A 19,374-nucleotide genomic window follows, 5' to 3' on the forward strand; every position below is an offset into this window, starting at 1 on the left:
CCAGCGCGAGCTGGTTTTTATTTTTCAACAATTTTATGTCCAATCAACTGGCGATAACAAATTTGTTTATTGCTTTTAGCATCATTGATGATCTGGAGAATAGTTTCAAAGGAAACACGACCAAGCTCCAAACTATTGATATCGACATAGGCTGCCAAGTTGAGCTTGGGATTGACTGAGTCGAAGCTGAGGACAGGGACATCCAGTTGGTGTTTTGCGATGTAATCACAGACCCCTGCAGCAAGGAGACTATCAATGGTAATAATAGCGTCAATATTTGGATCGTGTTTGAAGAGAAGTCTACTAAAGCGATAACCATTATCTTCAAGAAATTCAGTAGCAAAGTAAGTCAGATTAGTATCGAGAGGAAGTTGGTATTGTTTTAGAGCTAGCTCGTAACCTGTCAGACGGTCTTGTGTTACGAAGAGTCGCTTAGTACCTCCGATAAAGGCAATTCGCTTGCATCCTTTTTTGATGAAATACTCTGTCGCATCAAAACCAGCTTGGACATTGTCATTATCGACAAGTGGAATGAAGGGAGATAGAGATTTACCTAAGATAAGGAAAGGAAATTGCTCGTCTGCTACTAACTTAACCAAAGGGTCCTCTTCTTGGGCATAGAGGAAAATCAAACCATCTACACGTTTGCCGTAAACCATCTGGGAAATAGCTTTGAGTCGCTCTTTGGCGTCTTTACCTGTCGCGATCTGAATGGCGTAGTGGTTTTCAGAGGCGACTTGGGCAATACCACGGAGGACAGATGGGAAGAAAGGATTTTGATAGAAGGCATCTGAGTCGTCAGGAAGCACCAAGCCGATAACTTGGGTATAGCTACTTACCAAGCTACGAGCATTGAGGTTGGGGTGGTAATTGAGCTCCTTCATAGCCTTGCGAACACGTTTTTTTGTTTCGTCGCTAATGGTTGATTTATTTTGAATAACACGGGTTACGGTTGAAGGTGAAACACCAGCAGCCTTGGCCACATCTTTAATCGTAACGGGCATAAAAATCTCCTATTTATGGTAATCTGGATCACGGAAATGCGTTTTATAAAAGATAGTGACCAGATACAGAACAAAAAGAATGTTTTGTACAGTGATGAGGTTTGACATATTTTGGCCAAAGAGTCCCAAAATAAGTGTAATCAGAGTTGGTAATCCTAAACAGTTCAAGATAAAATGGTAGCACTCTTTAAAGGTCCTAAATGAAAAGAGGCGTGATTTCTTAGTGATATAAAGGAGAAGACTCGCTCCTAGAGAGACGATAAAGAAATTCAAACCAAAGAGGAAGCTCGCACCGAGAACTAGAAAGAGACTGATATAGACACGATTCTGCTGGTACCAGTCTTTAGAAATGGCTTGGGTCAAGCTGTCTTTACTTTTGAAACTCTCAGTCTCAATCGCTCGGTAAGAGACACGGGTCAGTTCTTTACTTTCTTTGCTGATGACTAGCTCATTCGTATCGAAATGCAGTTGCAAGTCCTTAGGTAATTCCTTGCTTTGACTTGGACCGATCACAATAGAAGGCTCTTGACTAGCTGTTCCAGTATAAGTTAATTTACCATCAACAATTGTAGCGTGTTCAGAGAGATCCTGGACAACCTTATCTGTCAATGGTTCATAGACATTATCGATAAAGGTTTCTAGCGGATAAGTCTCCTGTGAGCTGTTTTGGATGGCAATAGGTACCATAGATAAGCTGATAAGGAAGATACTGGTAAAGAGAAGCTGAAACCAGTTGAGTCCGAAACGTTTGGACAGGGGCTTACGAAATCCCCAAATACTTGAAAAATAGGAAAATGGATATGGAAGCATAGGTATCTTTCTAAAAGGTGTTTTCTATATGAGTATTATTATATAGAGAAATGTGCTTTATTTCAAGTCTAGGAGAAAAATTGCTTGTTGTAAGGGTATTACTTACAGTAACAATCGCTAATACTCAATGAAAATCAAAGAGCAAACTAGGAATCTAGCCGCAGGTTGCTCAAAACACTGTTTTGAGGTTGTGGTTAGAACTGACGAAGTCAGTAACCGTACTACGGCAAGGTGAAGCTGACGTGGTTTGAAGAGATTCTCGAAGAGTATAAAATGAAAAAGGGTGGCGGGGATATATTATCCCTTGTCGCCACCACTTGTAAGTCCTGAAACAAAGTTCTTTTGTAGGAAGAAGAAGAGAATACAGATTGGAAGGGCGATGAGGATAGCACCTGCTGAGAAGTAGGCAATCTTCATGTTTTTCACATTGCTAACGAAGGTTTGGAGACCTACGGCAACAGTAAAGTATTCTTTCTCACGAAGCAAGAAACTAGAGAGGATATAGTCTCCAAAAGGTCCCATGAAGGCCCAGAGAGCTTGTACGGCAACCATTGGGCGAACAAGTGGAAGAACAATTTGCCAGAAGCGGCGGAAGTGTCCTGCACCGTCTAGTTTTGCAGATTCGTCTAGAGACATTGGCACTGTATCGAAGTAGCCCTTCATGAGCCAAGCATTCATCGGGATACCCCCACCAACATAAAGGAAGATGAGGAACCAGCTGTGGTTAAGGGCGTTCAACATAAGTGCCATAACGAAGAAGGCAGTCAAAGCGGCCATTGTTGGCACCATTTGGATAATCAAGAAGAAGACCAAACTTTGTTTACGAGCCAAGAAATTGTAACGGCTATAAGCATAACCAGCAAGTACGATAATACTTGTTTGAACAGCCATAGTAATTAAGGCGATAATCAAAGTGTTGAGGTACCAAGTACCGTACAAGGTTTCAGTGAAGAGACCTTTAAAGTTATCAAAATTGAGGTCGATATTAGTATCTAGTTTAAAGGCTGAGACGTTACCTGCTTTAAAGGCTGACATGATGGTAATCAAAAGTGGATAGATAATCACGATTGATAGGCCAATTAAGTAGAGGTAAGTAAGGGTTTGAGTCAGTCTACGTTTGAGTTTAATTGAGTTATTCATCTTAGACATCCTCCATATCAAATGCGTGTAGTTTCTTGAATGCGATCATAGAGATTGAGATGACAATGATAGAGATAATCAAGGTAACAGCTGCCGCCATTGAGTATTGAGGAGATGTACCTGTTGTCAAACGGTAGATCCATGAAATCAAGATATCTGTTGAACCAGCTCCTCCTCCGACACTACCAGGACCTCCACCATTGAAGAGGTACATGATAGAGAAGTTGTTAAAGTTGAAGGTGTATTGGCTAATCAAAGTAGGTGCTGCAACAGCCAAGATCATTGGGAAAGTGATGTTGCGGAATTTTTGCCAAGCATTAGCACCGTCAATATAAGCTGCTTCATAAAGGTCGTTAGGAATAGATTGCAAGATACCCAAAGTCAAAACGTAGATATATGGGAATCCAAGCCAACCTTGCATCATAATCAAGGCAACCTTAGTCCAAGTAGGGTCTGTTTTCCAAGGGATAAGAGCCCCATCAAGGAAAGGAAGGAATTTAGCAAAGATCGGCAAGACTTGAGTGTTGATAGCACCAACACTATCATTAAACATGTTTGAGAATGTCAAGATGGTGATGAAGGCTGGGACAGCCCAAGGAAGAAGGAAAATAACACCAAAGATACGTTTTCCTTTGATAAATGGTTGGTTAGCAATGATAGCTGTGAAGATACCAATCACGATCTGTAAAGTTGAGGCAGATAAAGCCCAGATGATAGTCCAAGAAAGAACAGAACCAAAGGCAGAACGGAAGGTACTCAAGCTCCAGATGTTTGTAAAGTTGGTCAAACCAACCCAGTCCAACAATTTGTTTGGTGGCAAGTGTTGGAAGTCGTAGTTGGTAAAGGCGATCATCAAGGTTACGATAACTGGGAAGATAATCGCAAAAGTCATGGCAATGTAAGATGGAATGATTAAGAGGTAAGGGAAACCATTCTCATAGATTCCTTTGACCATTTCTTTAAAGGTAAGTGCTACTGGAATACCATTATTAATGTGTTTGGCAGTTGTATGTGCATCTTTGATATTTGCGAAATAAAAGAGTACATAAACAACTACAAAGATTAAATGGAAGGCACCGCGAATCAGCATGAAGAGGGAATTATCACGACCTGGCTTGTCACCAAGAGTGATGAGGTTGCTCAATTCAGGGGATGCAAGTGCTAGGAAATAAAGGACAAATACGATGGTTACACCAAGGAAGATAAAACCTTTGGCCTTTTGTTTATTGTAAATCTGTCCTAACCCAGGAATGATAGACAGCAGGGCTGCTTTACTAGGTTGTTGCTTTTCCATAATAACTCCTTTCATAGGATACTGGTTTCTAATCAAAACCTAAACTATATATGTTTTTTATTGATAAATTCAAAGGGGGATTTGAATTCCACCCCCCTTGAACAAACTTTTTATTCACCAAATTTTTGTTTGATTGTTTCTTTGATCAATGTTACAGCATCGTTAGCAGCTGTTTTAGCATCTTTCTTACCACTTACAGCTTCAAACAACATTGTTTTAGCTGGGTCCCAAACTGCTGACATTTGAGAGATGTTTGGCATTGGTTGAGCGTTCTTGAACTGTTTGATAACAGCTGTTGTCAACTCATCGTTTTTACCTTCAGCGTATGAACGAGCTTCAGTGTTAGCTGGGATTTCGTTAGTTGTATCGTAGAAGGCTTTTTGTTCTTCAGTTGAAACAAGGAAGTCTACAAATTTTTGAGCAGCTTCAAGGTTCTTAGTGCTTGATGGGATGATCCAAGCTTTACCACCACCGAATGCTGCGTAGTCTTTTCCGTTTGGAAGAGTTGGGATAGTTGCAACACCGTAGTTTACTTTAGCGTCTTTGAAGGCTTTAGCTTTCCAAGGTCCGTCAATGATAGCAGCTGTTTTACCTTCTTGGAATTGAGTTTGGATTAGGTTTCCAGCTCCTTCAGTATCTTGCATACCTTTAGGCCATTTTTCATACCAAGATTTAGCGTATTCTACACCTTTGATAGCGCCGTCGTTTGCAAGACCGATGTCTTTAGCGTCTTTACCGTTTTGTCCGAATACGTAACCGCCGTTACCAGCAAGAAGTCCGTATGCAAAGTAGAAGTTTGTCCAGTCAGCTAGGAAAGCAGAAGTTTTTCCATCTTCACCAGCGAATGCGTATTTGCTATCTTTAGCAAGGTTTTCCAAGTCAGCAAATGTTTTTGGAGCTTCTTTTACCAAGTCTTTGTTGTAGTACATAACAAGTGACTCGATAACGGCAGGAGCACCGTAAACTTTACCGTCAGCAGCTGTTACAAGAGATTTAGTTTTATCATCTGTTTTAGCGCCGTCGCTCAACTTCACTTCTGAAAGTTGGCCGTCAGTACCAAGGCTACCTACACGGTCGTATGGTGCCATCATAACGTCAGCAGCTTTACCAGATTGGTTATCTAGAGAAAGGTTGTCAAGACCACCCATTTGGTCTCCGGTTTTGATAGTCACTTTTACGCCAGCTTCTTTTTCGTAAGCTTTTGCAGCTGATTCAGCAAAAGCTTTGTATTGGTCTTCAACGTAAAGAGTGATTTCTTTCGCTTCAGATGAACCAGCATCAGCAGCTTTTTCAGCAGGTTTGCTTCCGCAAGCTACCAAAAGCAAGCTAGCAAGTGTAGCAGTTCCAAGCACAGCAGCGCTTTTCATGAATTTAGATGACATAGTGTATTCCTCCTAAAGAATAACAAATTTTATAATGAGGAAACGCAAACGTTTTCCTTTATGGGACTAGTATAGCACAATCGGAAAGCGGTTGCAAGTGTTTTTTGTAAAAATTTTAAAAAAATTCACGAAAAGGGTAAGCGTTTTATTTGTTTATAATAGTAGAAAATCCCAAAAATCGGTTTTGTTTTAAATTTAAAAAAAGTTGGGAAAACGATTGCCTAATTTACAAATGGAAAGTAGAGAGGATTCTCACTTTATTTTTGCTTAATAAGATAAGTGAAAGCCTTATTCCTATTTTGTTTGTTTCCTGAAAGAATATATATACGAGTAAGAAGAAAAAATTTTTAAAAAATAATCAAAAAAGTTATTTAAAACCGCTTGCATTTATCAAGAAAATAAGCTATACTAGTAGTAGCGCAAACGTTTGCGTTCATAAAAATGTAATATCTAACTATAAACACATGAGGTGCTTATTATGAAAAAACGTCAAAGTGGTGTGTTGATGCACATTTCTTCTCTTCCAGGAGCATACGGAATCGGATCATTTGGTAAAAGTGCTTACGACTTCGTTGATTTCTTGGTTCGCACAAAACAACGTTACTGGCAAATCCTTCCACTAGGAACAACTAGTTACGGAGACTCTCCTTACCAATCTTTCTCAGCCTTTGCAGGGAACACTCATTTTATCGATTTGGATATCTTAGTGGAGCAAGGCTTGTTACAAGCAAGTGACCTTGAAGGGGTTGACTTTGGTAGTGATGCGTCTGAAGTTGACTATGCGAAAATCTACTATGCACGTCGTCCTCTTTTAGAAAAAGCGGTAAAACGTTTCTTGGAAGTAGGAGATGTTAAAGATTTTGAGAAATTTGCTCAAGACAACCAATCATGGCTTGAACTCTTTGCAGAGTATATGGCTATCAAAGAGCATTTTGACAATCTTGCTTGGACTGAGTGGCCAGATGCAGATGCCCGTGCTCGTAAAGCTTCAGCACTTGAAAGCTACCGTGAACAATTGGCAGACAAGTTGGTTTACCACCGTGTGACTCAATACTTCTTCTTCCAACAATGGTTGAAATTGAAAGCTTACGCTAACGACAACCACATCGAAATCGTTGGAGACATGCCAATCTATGTAGCGGAAGATTCAAGTGATATGTGGGCAAATCCACACCTCTTCAAGACAGATGTCAATGGTAAGGCTACTTGCATCGCAGGATGTCCACCAGATGAGTTCTCTGCAACTGGTCAGCTTTGGGGTAACCCAATCTATGACTGGGAAGCAATGGACAAAGACGGTTACAAATGGTGGATTGAACGCTTGCGTGAAAGCTTTAAAATCTACGACATCGTTCGTATCGACCACTTCCGTGGCTTCGAATCTTACTGGGAAATCCCTGCTGGTTCCGATACAGCAGCACCTGGTGAGTGGGTGAAAGGTCCTGGCTACAAGCTTTTTGCAGCCGTTAAGGAAGAACTTGGTGAGCTCAACATCATCGCTGAAGACCTTGGCTTCATGACAGATGAAGTTATCGAATTGCGTGAACGTACTGGCTTCCCAGGAATGAAGATCCTTCAATTTGCCTTCAACCCAGAAGACGAAAGCATCGATAGCCCACACTTGGCACCTGCTAACTCAGTTATGTACACAGGAACACACGATAACAATACGGTCCTTGGTTGGTACCGTAACGAGATCGATGATGCGACTCGTGAATACATGGCGCGCTACACTAACCGTAAAGAATACGAAACAGTGCCACATGCTATGCTTCGTACAGTCTTTTCATCAGTTAGCTTCATGGCAATTGCAACTATGCAAGATTTGCTAGAATTGGATGAGGCAGCTCGTATGAACTTCCCATCTACCCTTGGTGGAAACTGGTCTTGGCGTATGACTGAAGATCAATTGACACCAGCTGTCGAGGAAGGCTTGCTTGACTTGACAACAATCTATCGCCGAATCAATGAAAATTTGGTAGATTTAAAGAAATAATACAATATCAGGAGACACCTTAAACATGTTATCACTACAAGAATTTGTACAAAATCGTTACAATAAAACCATTGCAGAATGTAGCAATGAAGAGCTTTACCTTGCTCTTCTTAACTACAGCAAGCTTGCAAGCAGTCAAAAACCAGTCAACACTGGTAAAAAGAAAGTTTACTATATCTCAGCTGAGTTCTTGATTGGTAAACTCTTGTCAAACAACTTGATCAACCTTGGTCTTTACGACGATGTTAAAAAAGAACTTGCAGCTGCAGGTAAAGACTTGATCGAAGTTGAAGAAGTTGAATTGGAACCATCTCTTGGTAATGGTGGTTTGGGACGTTTGGCTGCCTGCTTTATCGACTCAATTGCTACTCTTGGTTTGAACGGTGACGGTGTTGGTCTTAACTACCACTACGGTCTTTTCCAACAAGTTCTTAAAAACAACCAACAAGAAACAATTCCAAATGCATGGTTGACAGAGCAAAACTGGTTGGTTCGCTCAAGCCGTAGCTACCAAGTACCATTTGCAGACTTTACTTTGACATCAACTCTTTACGATATCGATGTACCTGGTTACAAGACAGAAACTAAGAACCGCTTGCGTTTGTTTGACTTGGATTCAGTTGATTCTTCAATCATTAAAGACGGTATCAACTTTGACAAGACAGACATCGCTCGCAACTTGACTCTTTTCCTTTACCCAGATGATAGTGACCGTCAAGGTGAATTGCTTCGTATCTTCCAACAATACTTCATGGTTTCAAACGGTGCGCAATTGATCATCGACGAAGCAATCGAAAAAGGAAGCAACTTGCATGACCTTGCTGACTACGCAGTTGTACAAATCAACGATACTCACCCATCAATGGTTATCCCTGAATTGATCCGTCTTTTGACTGCTCGTGGTATCGAACTTGACGAAGCAATCTCAATTGTTCGTAGCATGACTGCCTACACTAACCACACAATCCTTGCTGAAGCCCTTGAAAAATGGCCTCTTGAATTCTTGCAAGAAGTGGTTCCTCACTTGGTACCAATCATCGAAGAATTGGATCGTCGCGTGAAAGCAGAATACAAAGACCCAGCTGTTCAAATTATCGATGAGAGCGGACGTGTTCACATGGCTCACATGGATATCCACTACGGATACAGCGTTAACGGGGTTGCAGCACTTCACACTGAAATCTTGAAGAACTCTGAGTTAAAAGCTTTCTACGACCTTTACCCAGAAAAATTCAACAACAAAACAAACGGTATCACTTTCCGTCGTTGGCTCATGCATGCTAACCCAAGATTGTCTCACTACTTGGATGAGATTCTTGGAGAAGGTTGGCACCATGAAGCAGATGAGCTTGAAAAACTTTTGTCTTATGAAGACAAAGCAGCTGTCAAAGAAAAATTGGAAAGCATCAAGGCTCACAACAAACGTAAATTGGCTCGTCACTTGAAAGAACACCAAGGTGTGGAAATCAATCCAAACTCTATCTTTGATATCCAAATCAAACGTCTTCACGAGTACAAACGCCAACAAATGAACGCTTTGTACGTGATCCACAAATACCTTGACATCAAAGCTGGCAACATCCCTGCTCGCCCAATCACAATCTTCTTTGGTGGTAAAGCAGCTCCAGCCTACACAATTGCTCAAGATATCATCCACTTGATCCTTTGCATGTCAGAAGTTATTGCTAACGATCCAGCAGTAGCTCCACACTTGCAAGTAGTTATGGTTGAAAACTACAACGTTACTGCAGCAAGCTTCCTTATCCCAGCATGTGATATCTCAGAACAAATCTCACTTGCTTCTAAAGAAGCTTCAGGTACTGGTAACATGAAATTCATGTTGAACGGAGCTTTGACTCTTGGTACTATGGACGGTGCTAACGTGGAAATCGCTGAGTTGGTTGGCGACGAAAACATCTATATCTTTGGTGAAGATTCAGAAACTGTTATCGACCTTTACGCAAAAGCAGCTTACAAATCAAGCGAATTCTACGCTCGTGAAGCTATCAAACCATTGGTTGACTTCATCGTTAGCGATGCAGTTCTTGCAGCTGGAAACAAAGAGCGCTTGGAACGTCTTTACAATGAATTGATCAACAAAGACTGGTTCATGACTCTTCTTGACTTGGAAGACTACATCAAAGTCAAAGAGCAAATGCTTACTGACTACGAAGACCGTGACGCATGGTTGGATAAAGTTATCGTTAACATTTCTAAAGCAGGATTCTTCTCATCTGACCGTACAATCGCTCAGTACAACGAAGATATCTGGCACTTGAACTAAGATACAAGATTTATACTAATACACTTTCCTATAAAGCGAATTTCGATTGAAATTCGCTTTTTTTGATTGATGTGGATTTTGGTTAATTTTGTCTAAAAATAGAGAAATTCTAGATGCAGTGAAGGCCTAGAAATGCTGGTTTTTACTGTCTTTCATCCTTATGTTTCTTCGTAGTTGAACACCTCATATTTATTGTATTCGCTTACATAAAGTGTTATAATATAATTATAAGGAAGAAGGTGTTTTTATGATATATACACTTAAATTGGTGTTGTTTATTACCTTTCTTGTAATAAGCTTGTTACCTGATAAGATTTTTGGAAAAAATAAAAAAATTTGGAAAATAGTTCTTGCAATATTGATGGCGGCGACAGCATTGTCATTTATGTACTAAGTTATTTTAAGAATGTAGGGTTTATTTTGGATTTTATTTATCATTTTGACCTGCCTCTATATAGGTAACCACGATTTGTTTCCTCTCAATCATCAAGAAATCTCTTATCATGGGTGCTTATCGGGAATTACACTTGCCTTATTTCACTTACTATTTATTGATAAGTTTGTTATTTCGAATCGAAAATAAAGATTAGAACTTAGAATTGGTAAATTTCCTAAATTTTTCGGATAGATAGTTTAAAAATTGAAATTTAAAACCGCAAATCTTTTTGAAATGCGGTTTTTGTGTCAATTATAGTACTTTCCCAACCAGAATCTCAGCTTCAATGGTAATTTCTGTCAGTTGGCTCCAGTCAATCTTAGTCTGGTCAACGTGAAAGAGTAAGGGGATCATGCTGAGTAGGGCTTGGAGCTGATCTGCTGTGATAGTCTTAGTCAGAGAGGCCGTTTGGTTAGATAGGATGGTAAAGTGTTCCTGGAAATGCTCCTTGATATCTTGATTAGAATAATCCTTGTTTGTCAGCTGGTCTTGTACCTTCTGACGGATTTCCTTGAGGTGATTTTTAGTTGGAATAACCTTTATCAAGATACCGTCTTTGGATAAAACGCGACGAAATTCTCCATAGTTGGCAGGTGAGAAGATATCAAGCAGGATATCCATGCTAGCGTCTTTTATAGGAAGACGAGCCAAGTCACCAACGAACCAGTTGACTGCCCAGTTGGGTTCGCTCTTGGCAGCGATTTGGATAGAATCTTTTGAAATATCAAAGGCATAGAAGGTTTTGTCAGGATGACGTTCTTGGAGTTTGCGAGAATAGAAACCTTCACCACAACCGATATCTAAAATTGTTTTGGCATTTTTTGAGTTTGAAAGTAAATCAGAAACGGCCTCTAGAATAGCCTGATAAAAGCCGGCTTCTAGGATTTGTTGACGATTTTGGAAGTTTTCTTTGTCGTAGTTAGCAGATTGCTTGATTTGTGGGGCTAGATTGACATAGCCGAATTTAGCCAAGTCAAAAGAATGGCGATTGTTGCATTTGAGACTACTCTCTACCAGAGTCAGATTTTCTTGGCAGATAGGACAGGCAAAGGCAGTCGCAGAAGCGAAGCGCTGAAGTTTGGGTTTAAGGTTTGTATTCATAGTTTAAGTCTAGCAAAAAAAGGACTGGATGGCAAATGCCTCCAGTCTACTTTTTAATATGTAAGAACAAAGTATTTTTTCTTCCCACGACGGATAACAGTCAGTTCGTTCTCAAGCTTATCTGCGTCACTCAAGACATAGTCAAGGTCTTGGATGCGGTCGCCGTTGATGTAGATGGCTCCATTTTGAACATCTTCACGGGCTTGGCGTTTTGAGTTAACTACACCAGATGAGACGAGCAGTTCCACGATATTGTGGTTTTCATCTGCTTGAACTTGGTAGTTTGGCACTCCACGAAGTCCTTGTTTGAGCTCTTTGACAGAAAGATTTTTGATGTTTCCTGCAAAGAGTTGCTCAGTGATGTTGAGGGCTTCTTTGTAGGCTTCTTCGCCGTGAACAAGTGTAACGACTTCACGAGCCAAGACTTTTTGAGCCAAGCGTTCGTGTGGAGCTGCTTCAAATTGTTTACGGATGTCTTCAATGTCATCAAGTGACAAGAAAGTAAAGATCTTCAAGAAGCGAACAGCGTCTGCGTCCATCACGTTCATCCAAAATTGGTACATTTCGTATGGAGAAGTCTTTTCAGGATTAAGCCAGACGGCATTTCCTTCTGATTTACCAAATTTCTTACCAGTTGCATCTGTGATCAATGGAACAGTGATTACGTGGCCTGTCTTGTCAGCCTTACGACGAAGCAATTCAGTACCAGCTGTCATATTTCCCCACTGGTCAGAACCACCGATTTGAAGCGTTACGTTGTGGTCTTGGTTAAGAACGAAGAAGTCGTAACCTTGCATGATTTGGTAGGCAAACTCAGTGTATGAAATTCCTGTTTCGATCCGTTTTTTCACAGACTCCTTGCTCATCATGTAGTTTACAGTGAAGTATTTTCCGATATCACGGAGGAAATCAATGAAGCTGATGCTGCCAAACCAGTCGTAGTTGTTGACCATGACAGCCTTGTTTTCGCCATTTTCAAAATCAAGAAAACGAGAAAGTTGTCCTTGGATAGACTTGACCCAGCCATCTACTGTGTCTTTTGTTTGGAGACTACGTTCAGCATCTTTGAAGGACGGATCTCCGATGAGACCTGTAGCACCGCCAACGAGCGCATAAGGTTTGTGACCTGCTAGTTGCAAGCGACGACTTGTCAAGATTGCGACAAGGTGGCCTAGGTGAAGGCTGTCAGCAGTTGGATCGTAGCCAGTATAATAAGAAACTTGACCTTCTTCTAGGGCTTTACGCAAAGCTTCTTCATCAGTCGTTTGAAAAATCAAACCACGCTCTTTTAGCTCATCAAAAATGTGCATATGTCTTTTCTCCTTTTTAAAAATATTGTTTCTATCTATTGTATCACAAACTTGGGCAATAGCCTAGTAGAATAGGGAAGAAAGTGGCTATTTTATTGAAAGTTTCCCTTTTATGGTATAATAGTTACAGTGAGGAAATCCATGCAAAATCAATTAAATGAATTAAAACGAAAAATGCTGGAATTTTTCCAGCGAGTAAAATCAAAAATAAATCATAAAAAGTCAGAGAAAGTCTCAGAAGTGAAGAAGTCGGATGGGACAGGTGGGAAAGTTCTGGCTATCCTAGGTAGCATTTTAGTTGCTATTAAGGGCATTCTGAATACTCTCTTTATTCTAGGCTTTATCGGTGGACTTTTTGGTGCAGGTGTAGCTCTTGGTTATGGAGTTGCTTTGTTTGACAAGGCTAAGGTTCCCCAAGCGGAGGACTTGGTAAAGCAGGTTAAAAATATTTCTTCCATCTCAGAAATTGTTTATGCAGATGGGAGTGTCATTGCTTCTATCGAGAGTGACCTACTGCGAACTTCTGTTTCATCTGGGGAAATATCGGACAATCTCAAAAAGGCTATCGTTGCTACTGAGGATGAACATTTTCTTGAACATAACGGGGTTGTGCCAAAAGCTGTGATTCGAGCGACTTTGGGAACCTTTGCAGGTTTGGGCTCATCTAGCGGGGGCTCGACCTTGACCCAACAGTTAATCAAGCAACAAGTGGTCGGAGATGCTCCGACTTTGGCTCGTAAGGCTACAGAAATTGTTGATGCCCTTGCCTTGGAACGTAGCATGAGTAAGGATGAAATCTTGACGACTTATCTCAATGTTGCTCCCTTTGGTCGAAATCATAAAGGACAGAATATTGCAGGTGCCCAGCAAGCTGCTGAAGGGATTTTCGGTATCGATGCCAACAAGTTGAGTATTCCCCAAGCTGCCTTCCTAGCAGGTTTGCCACAGAGTCCGATTACTTATTCTCCTTATGAAAATACTGGAGAGTTAAAGAGTGATGAAGACTTAGAACTTGGTTTGAAGCGGGCCAAGGATGTTCTCTACAACATGTACCGCACGGGTGCTCTGACTCAGGAAGAATACGACCAGTACAAGGACTATAATCTCAAACAAGACTTCTTGCCATCAGGAACTGTCAATGTTGTTTCGAGGGATTATCTCTACTTTACAGCTATGGCTGAAGCGACAGACCGTATGTATGATTATTTAGTTCGACAGGACAATGTCTCTAACCAAGAGTTGAAAAATGAAGCGATTCGAAAGGCTTATCATGAGAGAGCTGAGCAGGAACTAAGTAATGGTGGCTACAAAATTACTACAACGATCAATAAAAAAATCCATGCGGCCATGCAAAATGCAGTTGCTAACTATGGTCATTTGGTAGATGATTCGACTGGGCAGCCTGAAGTAGGGAATGTTTTGATGGACAATAAAACGGGGGCTGTTCTAGGCTTTGTTGGTGGTCGTAATTACCAGACTAACCAAAACAATCACGCCTTTGACACCAAGCGTTCACCAGCCTCTACAACCAAGCCTTTGCTGGCCTACGGAATTGCCATTGACCAAGGTTTGATGGGAAGTGCTAGCATATTGTCAAATTATCCTACAAATTTTGCAAATGGTAGTCCGATTGTGCATGGTAGTAGTAAAGGCACAGATATGGTCAATTTAGGTGATGCTTTAAACTATTCATGGAATATTCCAGCCTATTGGACCTATCGCATGCTTCGTGAAAAAGGTGTCGATGTTAAGAGCTATATGGAGAAAATGGGTTACGAGATTCCAGAGTACGGTATCGAAAGTCTGCCTATGGGCGGTGGTATTGAAGTTACAGTTGCCCAGCATACCAATGGTTATCAAACACTTGCTAATAACGGTGTCTACCATCAGAAACATGTGATTTCTAAGATTGAATCATCTGATGGCACAGTAATCTATGAATTCCAAGACAAACCAGTTCAAGTGTATTCGAAGGCAACAGCAACGATTATGCAGAGTTTGCTTCGTGAGGTGATTTCATCTCGGATCACTTCAAGTTTCCAAACGGACTTGGCTTCTATCAATTCAAGTTTAGCTCGTGCAGACTGGATTGGTAAGACTGGTACAACCAACGAGGATGAAAATATGTGGCTCATGCTTTCGACACCAAGATTGACTCTAGGTGGTTGGCTAGGTCATGATGACAACCGTCCAATGGCTAAGGGGGCTGGGCATTATCGAAATGCCAAATATATGGCCCACTTGGTCAATGCTATCCAACAGGCTGAGCCTGGTGTTTGGGGCAATGAACGCTTTAATCTTGATTCTAGTGTGACCCAGTCTCAGGTCCTCAGATCAACAGGGCAGAAGCCTGGCAAAGTATCCGTTAATGGAAGAACAGTGGATCTTTCAGGTTCTACTGTAACGAGCTATTGGGCTACCAAGACGGGAGCTCCTACGACAAGCTATCACTTTGCTATTGGAGGAAGTGAAGCAGATTACCAAAATGCTTGGTCAAGTATTATTGGTAGTTTCTCATCTACACCAAGCTCAAGTAGTAGCTCTAGCAGTACATCAAGTTCATCTTCAACACAATCAAATAGTAGAAGATAGAGCTATAAAATAAAAATCTTAAATAACGGTCTTGAATCTCGTTAAGTGAGAAGCAAGGCCGTTATTGTGCTCTTAAAGACAAACGATATTATAAAAATTGTTAGTAAAATGTCTAATATATATTGCAACTTAGATAATATTGCAGAGATTATTCGTAATTTTAGTATAGAAATTTACTGAAAGTGCAATTGTTTTGGATGTCCTAGTGTTTCAATGATATAGAAGAATATTCTCCATCTATCAGTAATATCATTTTTGTTTAGTCGTTTGATGTTAATCGAAAGTTCTTATGGAGTAGTGAAATTTCTCTTTGTTAAGGATGAAAGCAGACTAGCTTCTGCTTTTTTATCTATATTGCTTTACTGGTAAATAAAATAGTTAAAAAAATCACAAAAACACTTGAAGAAGCAAATGAAAAGGCTTACAATTATATTATAAACAGTACAAATAAAAAAGGAGGAGTGCTTTATGAAAGCCTATACTTATGTTAAACAAGGACTTGCTTCTTTTGTTGACGTTGACAAACCAGTGATTCGCAAGCCAACAGACGCTATTGTGCGTATCGTAAAAACTACTATTTGTGGAACAGACCTCCATATTATCAAAGGGGATGTTCCCGCTTGCCAAAGTGGTACCATTCTTGGTCACGAAGGGATTGGGATTGTTGAAGAAGTTGGAGAAGGAGTTTCGAATTTCAAAAAAGGCGACAAGGTCTTGATTTCTTGTGTTTGTGCCTGTGGTAAATGCTACTACTGTAAAAAAGGAATTTATGCCCACTGTGAAGACGAAGGGGGTTGGATTTTCGGTCACTTGATTGACGGTATGCAAGCTGAGTATCTACGTGTCCCTCATGCAGATAACACTCTTTACCATACTCCAGAAGACTTGTCAGATGAAGCCTTGGTTATGCTATCAGACATTTTGCCTACTGGGTATGAAATTGGTGTCTTGAAAGGAAAAGTAGAACCTGGTTGTAGCGTAGCCATTATCGGTTCAGGTCCAGTTGGATTGGCTGCTCTTTTGACAGCCCAATTCTATTCACCAGCTAAATTGATTATGGTGGACTTAGACGATAACCGCTTGGAAACTGCTGTATCATTTGGTGCGACTCATAAGATTAATTCTTCAGACCCTGAAAAAGCGATTAAAGAAATTTATGATTTGACAGATGGCCGCGGTGTGGACGTTGCCATCGAAGCTGTTGGTATTCCTGCAACATTTGATTTCTGTCAAAAGATTATTGGTGTAGACGGAACGGTTGCCAACTGTGGTGTACATGGTAAACCAGTTGAATTTGATTTGGACAAGCTTTGGATTCGCAACATCAATGTAACAACTGGTTTGGTATCTACAAATACAACTCCACAATTGTTGAAAGCTCTTGAAAGTCATAAGATTGAACCAGAAAAATTGGTAACTCATTATTTCAAACTCAGTGAAATTGAAAAAGCCTATGAAGTCTTCAGTAAGGCAGCAGACCACCATGCAATCAAGGTCATTATCGAAAACGATATCTCGGAAGCCTAGGTAGTAACAAGATTTTGGAACATAAGCAAATAGAAATTCAGTCATCATAAGATGGCTGGATTTTTTATCTGGAAATTAAGAAATGAGCATATTTCTTTTCTTGTCTGGCGGAATTGGTTATAATATACGGTACAAAGGAATGAATGAATATGTATCGTGTTATAGAAATGTACGGAGATTTTGAACCGTGGTGGTTCTTAGAAGGTTGGGAAGAAGATATTATAGCAAGTAGAAAATTTGACCAGTATTATGATGCTCTCAAATACTACAAAACTTGCTGGTTTAGATTGGAACAAGAATCTCCTCTTTATAAAAGTAGAAGTGACTTGATGACCATTTTTTGGGATCCGGAAGACCAACGCTGGTGTGATGAATGTGATGAATATTTACAACAATACCATTCTTTGGCCCTTTTGCAGGACGAGCAGGTCATCCCAGATGAAAAACTACGCCCAGGCTATGAAAAACAAACAGGTCAGGAAAGGCACCGTTCTTGCCGTATGAAATTAAAATAGAGAAAAAGTAACTTTTTTGGAGTTGCTTTTTTATTTTTTCCAACTCTTTGCGAATAGTATAGGTGAGGAGGTAAGTATGGTTCAAGAAATTGCACAAGAAATCATTCGTTCGGCTCGGAAAAAAGGGGCGCAGGATATTTATTTTGTTCCTAAGTTAGACGCTTATGAGCTTCATATGAGGGTAGGAGACGAGCGCTGTAAAATTGGTAGCTATGATTTTGAAAAGTTTGCGGCCGTTATCAGTCACTTTAAGTTTGTGGCGGGTATGAATGTGGGAGAAAAGCGACGTAGTCAACTTGGTTCTTGTGATTATGAATATGACCAGAAGATGGCGTCCTTACGTTTATCTACTGTAGGCGACTATCGAGGGCATGAGAGCTTAGTGATTCGCTTGTTGCATAATGAGGAGCAGGATTTGCATTTTTGGTTTCAGGATATCGAAGAACTGGGCAATCAGTACAGGCAACGTGGTCTCTATCTTTTTGCTGGTCCAGTCGGAAGTGGCAAGACAACCCTGATGCACGAATTAGCTAAATCTCTCTTTAAAGGACAGCAAGTCATGTCCATTGAAGATCCAGTCGAGATTAAGCAGGACGATATGCTCCAGTTGCAGTTGAATGAGGCGATAGGGCTTACCTATGAAAATCTCATCAAACTTTCCCTACGGCATCGTCCTGATCTCCTGATTATCGGAGAAATTAGGGACAGCGAAACGGCACGTGCAGTGGTTAGAGCTAGTTTGACAGGGGCGACAGTCTTTTCAACCATTCATGCCAAGAGTATTCGAGGTGTTTATGAGCGCCTGCTGGAGTTGGGTGTGAGTGAGGAGGAATTGGCAGTCGTTCTGCAAGGAGTCTGCTACCAGAGATTAATCGGGGGAGGAGGAATCGTTGACTTTGCCAACAAAGACTATCAAGAACACCAGCCAACTAGCTGGAATGAACAGGTTGACCAGCTTCTTAAAGATGGACATATCACAAGTCTTCAGGCTGAAACGGAAAAAATTAGCTACAGCTAAGCAAAAAAATATCATCACCTTGTTTAACAATCTCTTTTCCAGCGGTTTTCATCTGGTGGAGACCATCTCCTTTTTAGATAGGAGTGCCTTGTTGGATAAGCAGTGTGTGACCCAGATGCGTACAGGCTTGTCTCAGGGGAAATCATTCTCAGAAATGATGGAAAGTTTGGGTTTTTCAAGTGCCATTGTCACTCAGTTATCTCTAGCGGAAGTCCATGGAAATCTCCACCTGAGTTTGGGAAAGATAGAAGAATATCTAGACAATCTGGCCAAGGTCAAGAAAAAATTAATTGAAGTAGCGACCTATCCTTTGATTTTGCTGGGATTTCTTCTCTTAATCATGCTGGGGTTACGTAACTACCTACTACCACAACTGGATAGTAGCAATATTGCCACCCAAATTATTGGTAATCTGCCACAAATTTTTCTAGGAATGGTAGGTTTTGTTTCCATACTTGCCCTTTTAGCGCTAACTTTTTATAAAAGAAGTTCTAAGATGCGCGTCTTTTCTATCTTAGCACGCCTTCCTTTCTTTGGAATATTTGTTCAGACCTATTTGACAGCCTATTATGCGCGTGAGTGGGGGAATATGATTTCGCAGGGAATGGAGCTGACGCAGATTTTTCAGATCATGCAGGAACAAGGTTCTCGGCTCTTTAAAGAAATCGGTCAAAATCTGGCTCAAGCCCTACAAAATGGTCAGGAATTTTCTCAGACTATAGGAACCTATCCTTTCTTTAAAAAGGAGTTGAGTCTCATCATCGAGTATGGGGAAGTCAAGTCCAAGCTGGGGAGCGAGTTGGAAATCTATGCGGAAAAGACTTGGGAAGCCTTTTTTACCCGAGTCAATCGCACCATGAATCTGGTGCAGCCACTGGTCTTTATCTTTGTGGCTCTGATTATCGTTTTACTTTACGCGGCAATGCTCATGCCCATGTATCAAAATATGGAGGTAAATTTTTAAA

General features: G+C 40.7%; 14 protein-coding genes. 7 read left to right on the forward strand and 7 right to left on the reverse strand.

What is annotated here, in order from left to right:
* Positions 1-17 precede the first annotated feature (17 nt).
* The 5 genes from JJN14_RS00550 to JJN14_RS00570 all read right to left on the reverse strand — a co-directional run bounded on the left by JJN14_RS00550 (position 18) and on the right by JJN14_RS00570 (position 5,630).
* Positions 18-1,004: a LacI family DNA-binding transcriptional regulator gene (locus tag JJN14_RS00550; RefSeq protein ID WP_020903391.1), complete on the reverse strand. Its 987-nt coding sequence runs from the start codon at positions 1,002-1,004 to the stop codon at positions 18-20.
* Between the two features lie 9 nt (positions 1,005-1,013).
* On the reverse strand, positions 1,014-1,814 hold the full coding sequence (locus JJN14_RS00555) for a DUF1189 domain-containing protein (protein WP_020903392.1): 801 nt from the start codon (positions 1,812-1,814) through the stop codon (positions 1,014-1,016).
* Positions 1,815-2,111: 297 nt separating this feature from the next.
* Positions 2,112-2,954: a sugar ABC transporter permease gene (locus tag JJN14_RS00560; RefSeq protein ID WP_004236955.1), complete on the reverse strand. Its 843-nt coding sequence runs from the start codon at positions 2,952-2,954 to the stop codon at positions 2,112-2,114.
* A 1-nt stretch (position 2,955) separates the two neighbouring features.
* Positions 2,956-4,248, reverse strand: coding sequence for a sugar ABC transporter permease (locus tag JJN14_RS00565; RefSeq protein WP_201058639.1), 1,293 nt, complete (start codon positions 4,246-4,248; stop codon positions 2,956-2,958).
* 110 nt (positions 4,249-4,358) lie between these two features.
* A complete protein-coding gene (locus JJN14_RS00570) occupies positions 4,359-5,630 on the reverse strand; it encodes an extracellular solute-binding protein (protein ID WP_084862202.1) in 1,272 nt (423 codons plus the stop codon).
* A 478-nt stretch (positions 5,631-6,108) separates the two neighbouring features.
* Here JJN14_RS00570 and malQ point away from each other — a divergent pair, with 478 nt between their 5' ends.
* The gene (gene malQ / locus JJN14_RS00575) at positions 6,109-7,626 is read left to right on the forward strand and encodes a 4-alpha-glucanotransferase (RefSeq protein WP_045606606.1); all 1,518 of its coding nucleotides are present in this window, start codon (positions 6,109-6,111) and stop codon (positions 7,624-7,626) included.
* Between the two features lie 25 nt (positions 7,627-7,651).
* Positions 7,652-9,910, forward strand: a complete 2,259-nt coding sequence (glgP, locus tag JJN14_RS00580; RefSeq protein ID WP_201058640.1) for a glycogen/starch/alpha-glucan family phosphorylase — start codon at positions 7,652-7,654, stop codon at positions 9,908-9,910.
* A gap of 688 nt (positions 9,911-10,598) precedes the next feature.
* Here the strand turns inward: glgP and JJN14_RS00585 are convergent.
* Both JJN14_RS00585 and tyrS read right to left on the reverse strand, forming a co-directional pair.
* Entirely contained in the window at positions 10,599-11,447 is an 849-nt protein-coding gene (locus JJN14_RS00585; protein WP_201058641.1) for a putative RNA methyltransferase, read from the reverse strand.
* A 53-nt stretch (positions 11,448-11,500) separates the two neighbouring features.
* Entirely contained in the window at positions 11,501-12,757 is a 1,257-nt protein-coding gene (gene tyrS / locus JJN14_RS00590; RefSeq protein WP_201058642.1) for a tyrosine--tRNA ligase, read from the reverse strand.
* Between the two features lie 141 nt (positions 12,758-12,898).
* Here tyrS and pbp1b point away from each other — a divergent pair, with 141 nt between their 5' ends.
* The 5 genes from pbp1b to comGB all read left to right on the forward strand — a co-directional run bounded on the left by pbp1b (position 12,899) and on the right by comGB (position 19,373).
* Positions 12,899-15,349 (forward strand): penicillin-binding protein PBP1B, encoded by a 2,451-nt coding sequence (gene pbp1b / locus JJN14_RS00595; RefSeq protein WP_070479589.1) that lies wholly within the window; start codon positions 12,899-12,901, stop codon positions 15,347-15,349.
* A gap of 468 nt (positions 15,350-15,817) precedes the next feature.
* Positions 15,818-16,876, forward strand: coding sequence for a zinc-dependent alcohol dehydrogenase family protein (locus JJN14_RS00600; RefSeq protein ID WP_201058643.1), 1,059 nt, complete (start codon positions 15,818-15,820; stop codon positions 16,874-16,876).
* A 149-nt stretch (positions 16,877-17,025) separates the two neighbouring features.
* The gene (locus JJN14_RS00605) at positions 17,026-17,391 is read left to right on the forward strand and encodes a DUF1033 family protein (RefSeq protein WP_033688032.1); all 366 of its coding nucleotides are present in this window, start codon (positions 17,026-17,028) and stop codon (positions 17,389-17,391) included.
* Between the two features lie 76 nt (positions 17,392-17,467).
* Complete coding sequence (gene comGA / locus JJN14_RS00610) at positions 17,468-18,409, forward strand: competence type IV pilus ATPase ComGA (RefSeq protein WP_201058644.1); 942 nt, start codon at positions 17,468-17,470, stop codon at positions 18,407-18,409.
* Entirely contained in the window at positions 18,357-19,373 is a 1,017-nt protein-coding gene (comGB, locus tag JJN14_RS00615; protein WP_201059119.1) for a competence type IV pilus assembly protein ComGB, read from the forward strand. The genes comGA and comGB overlap by 53 nt, the downstream gene beginning before the upstream one ends.
* Position 19,374: the final 1 nt, after the last annotated feature.

The sequence above is a fragment of the Streptococcus mitis genome (genome assembly GCF_016658865.1).
Lineage (GTDB): Bacteria > Bacillota > Bacilli > Lactobacillales > Streptococcaceae > Streptococcus > Streptococcus mitis_BT.

Excerpts from the sequence above, each read along its gene's own strand:
- JJN14_RS00550 (WP_020903391.1), bottom strand. The coding sequence starts at position 1,004 with ATGCCCGTTACGATTAAAGATGTGGCCAAGGCTGCTGGTGTTTCACCT.
- JJN14_RS00555 (WP_020903392.1), bottom strand. The coding sequence starts at position 1,814 with ATGCTTCCATATCCATTTTCCTATTTTTCAAGTATTTGGGGATTTCGT.
- JJN14_RS00560 (WP_004236955.1), bottom strand. The coding sequence starts at position 2,954 with ATGAATAACTCAATTAAACTCAAACGTAGACTGACTCAAACCCTTACT.
- JJN14_RS00565 (WP_201058639.1), bottom strand. The coding sequence starts at position 4,248 with ATGGAAAAGCAACAACCTAGTAAAGCAGCCCTGCTGTCTATCATTCCT.
- JJN14_RS00570 (WP_084862202.1), bottom strand. The coding sequence starts at position 5,630 with ATGTCATCTAAATTCATGAAAAGCGCTGCTGTGCTTGGAACTGCTACA.
- malQ (WP_045606606.1), top strand. The coding sequence starts at position 6,109 with ATGAAAAAACGTCAAAGTGGTGTGTTGATGCACATTTCTTCTCTTCCA.
- glgP (WP_201058640.1), top strand. The coding sequence starts at position 7,652 with ATGTTATCACTACAAGAATTTGTACAAAATCGTTACAATAAAACCATT.
- JJN14_RS00585 (WP_201058641.1), bottom strand. The coding sequence starts at position 11,447 with ATGAATACAAACCTTAAACCCAAACTTCAGCGCTTCGCTTCTGCGACT.
- tyrS (WP_201058642.1), bottom strand. The coding sequence starts at position 12,757 with ATGCACATTTTTGATGAGCTAAAAGAGCGTGGTTTGATTTTTCAAACG.
- pbp1b (WP_070479589.1), top strand. The coding sequence starts at position 12,899 with ATGCAAAATCAATTAAATGAATTAAAACGAAAAATGCTGGAATTTTTC.
- JJN14_RS00600 (WP_201058643.1), top strand. The coding sequence starts at position 15,818 with ATGAAAGCCTATACTTATGTTAAACAAGGACTTGCTTCTTTTGTTGAC.
- JJN14_RS00605 (WP_033688032.1), top strand. The coding sequence starts at position 17,026 with ATGTATCGTGTTATAGAAATGTACGGAGATTTTGAACCGTGGTGGTTC.
- comGA (WP_201058644.1), top strand. The coding sequence starts at position 17,468 with ATGGTTCAAGAAATTGCACAAGAAATCATTCGTTCGGCTCGGAAAAAA.
- comGB (WP_201059119.1), top strand. The coding sequence starts at position 18,357 with ATGGACATATCACAAGTCTTCAGGCTGAAACGGAAAAAATTAGCTACA.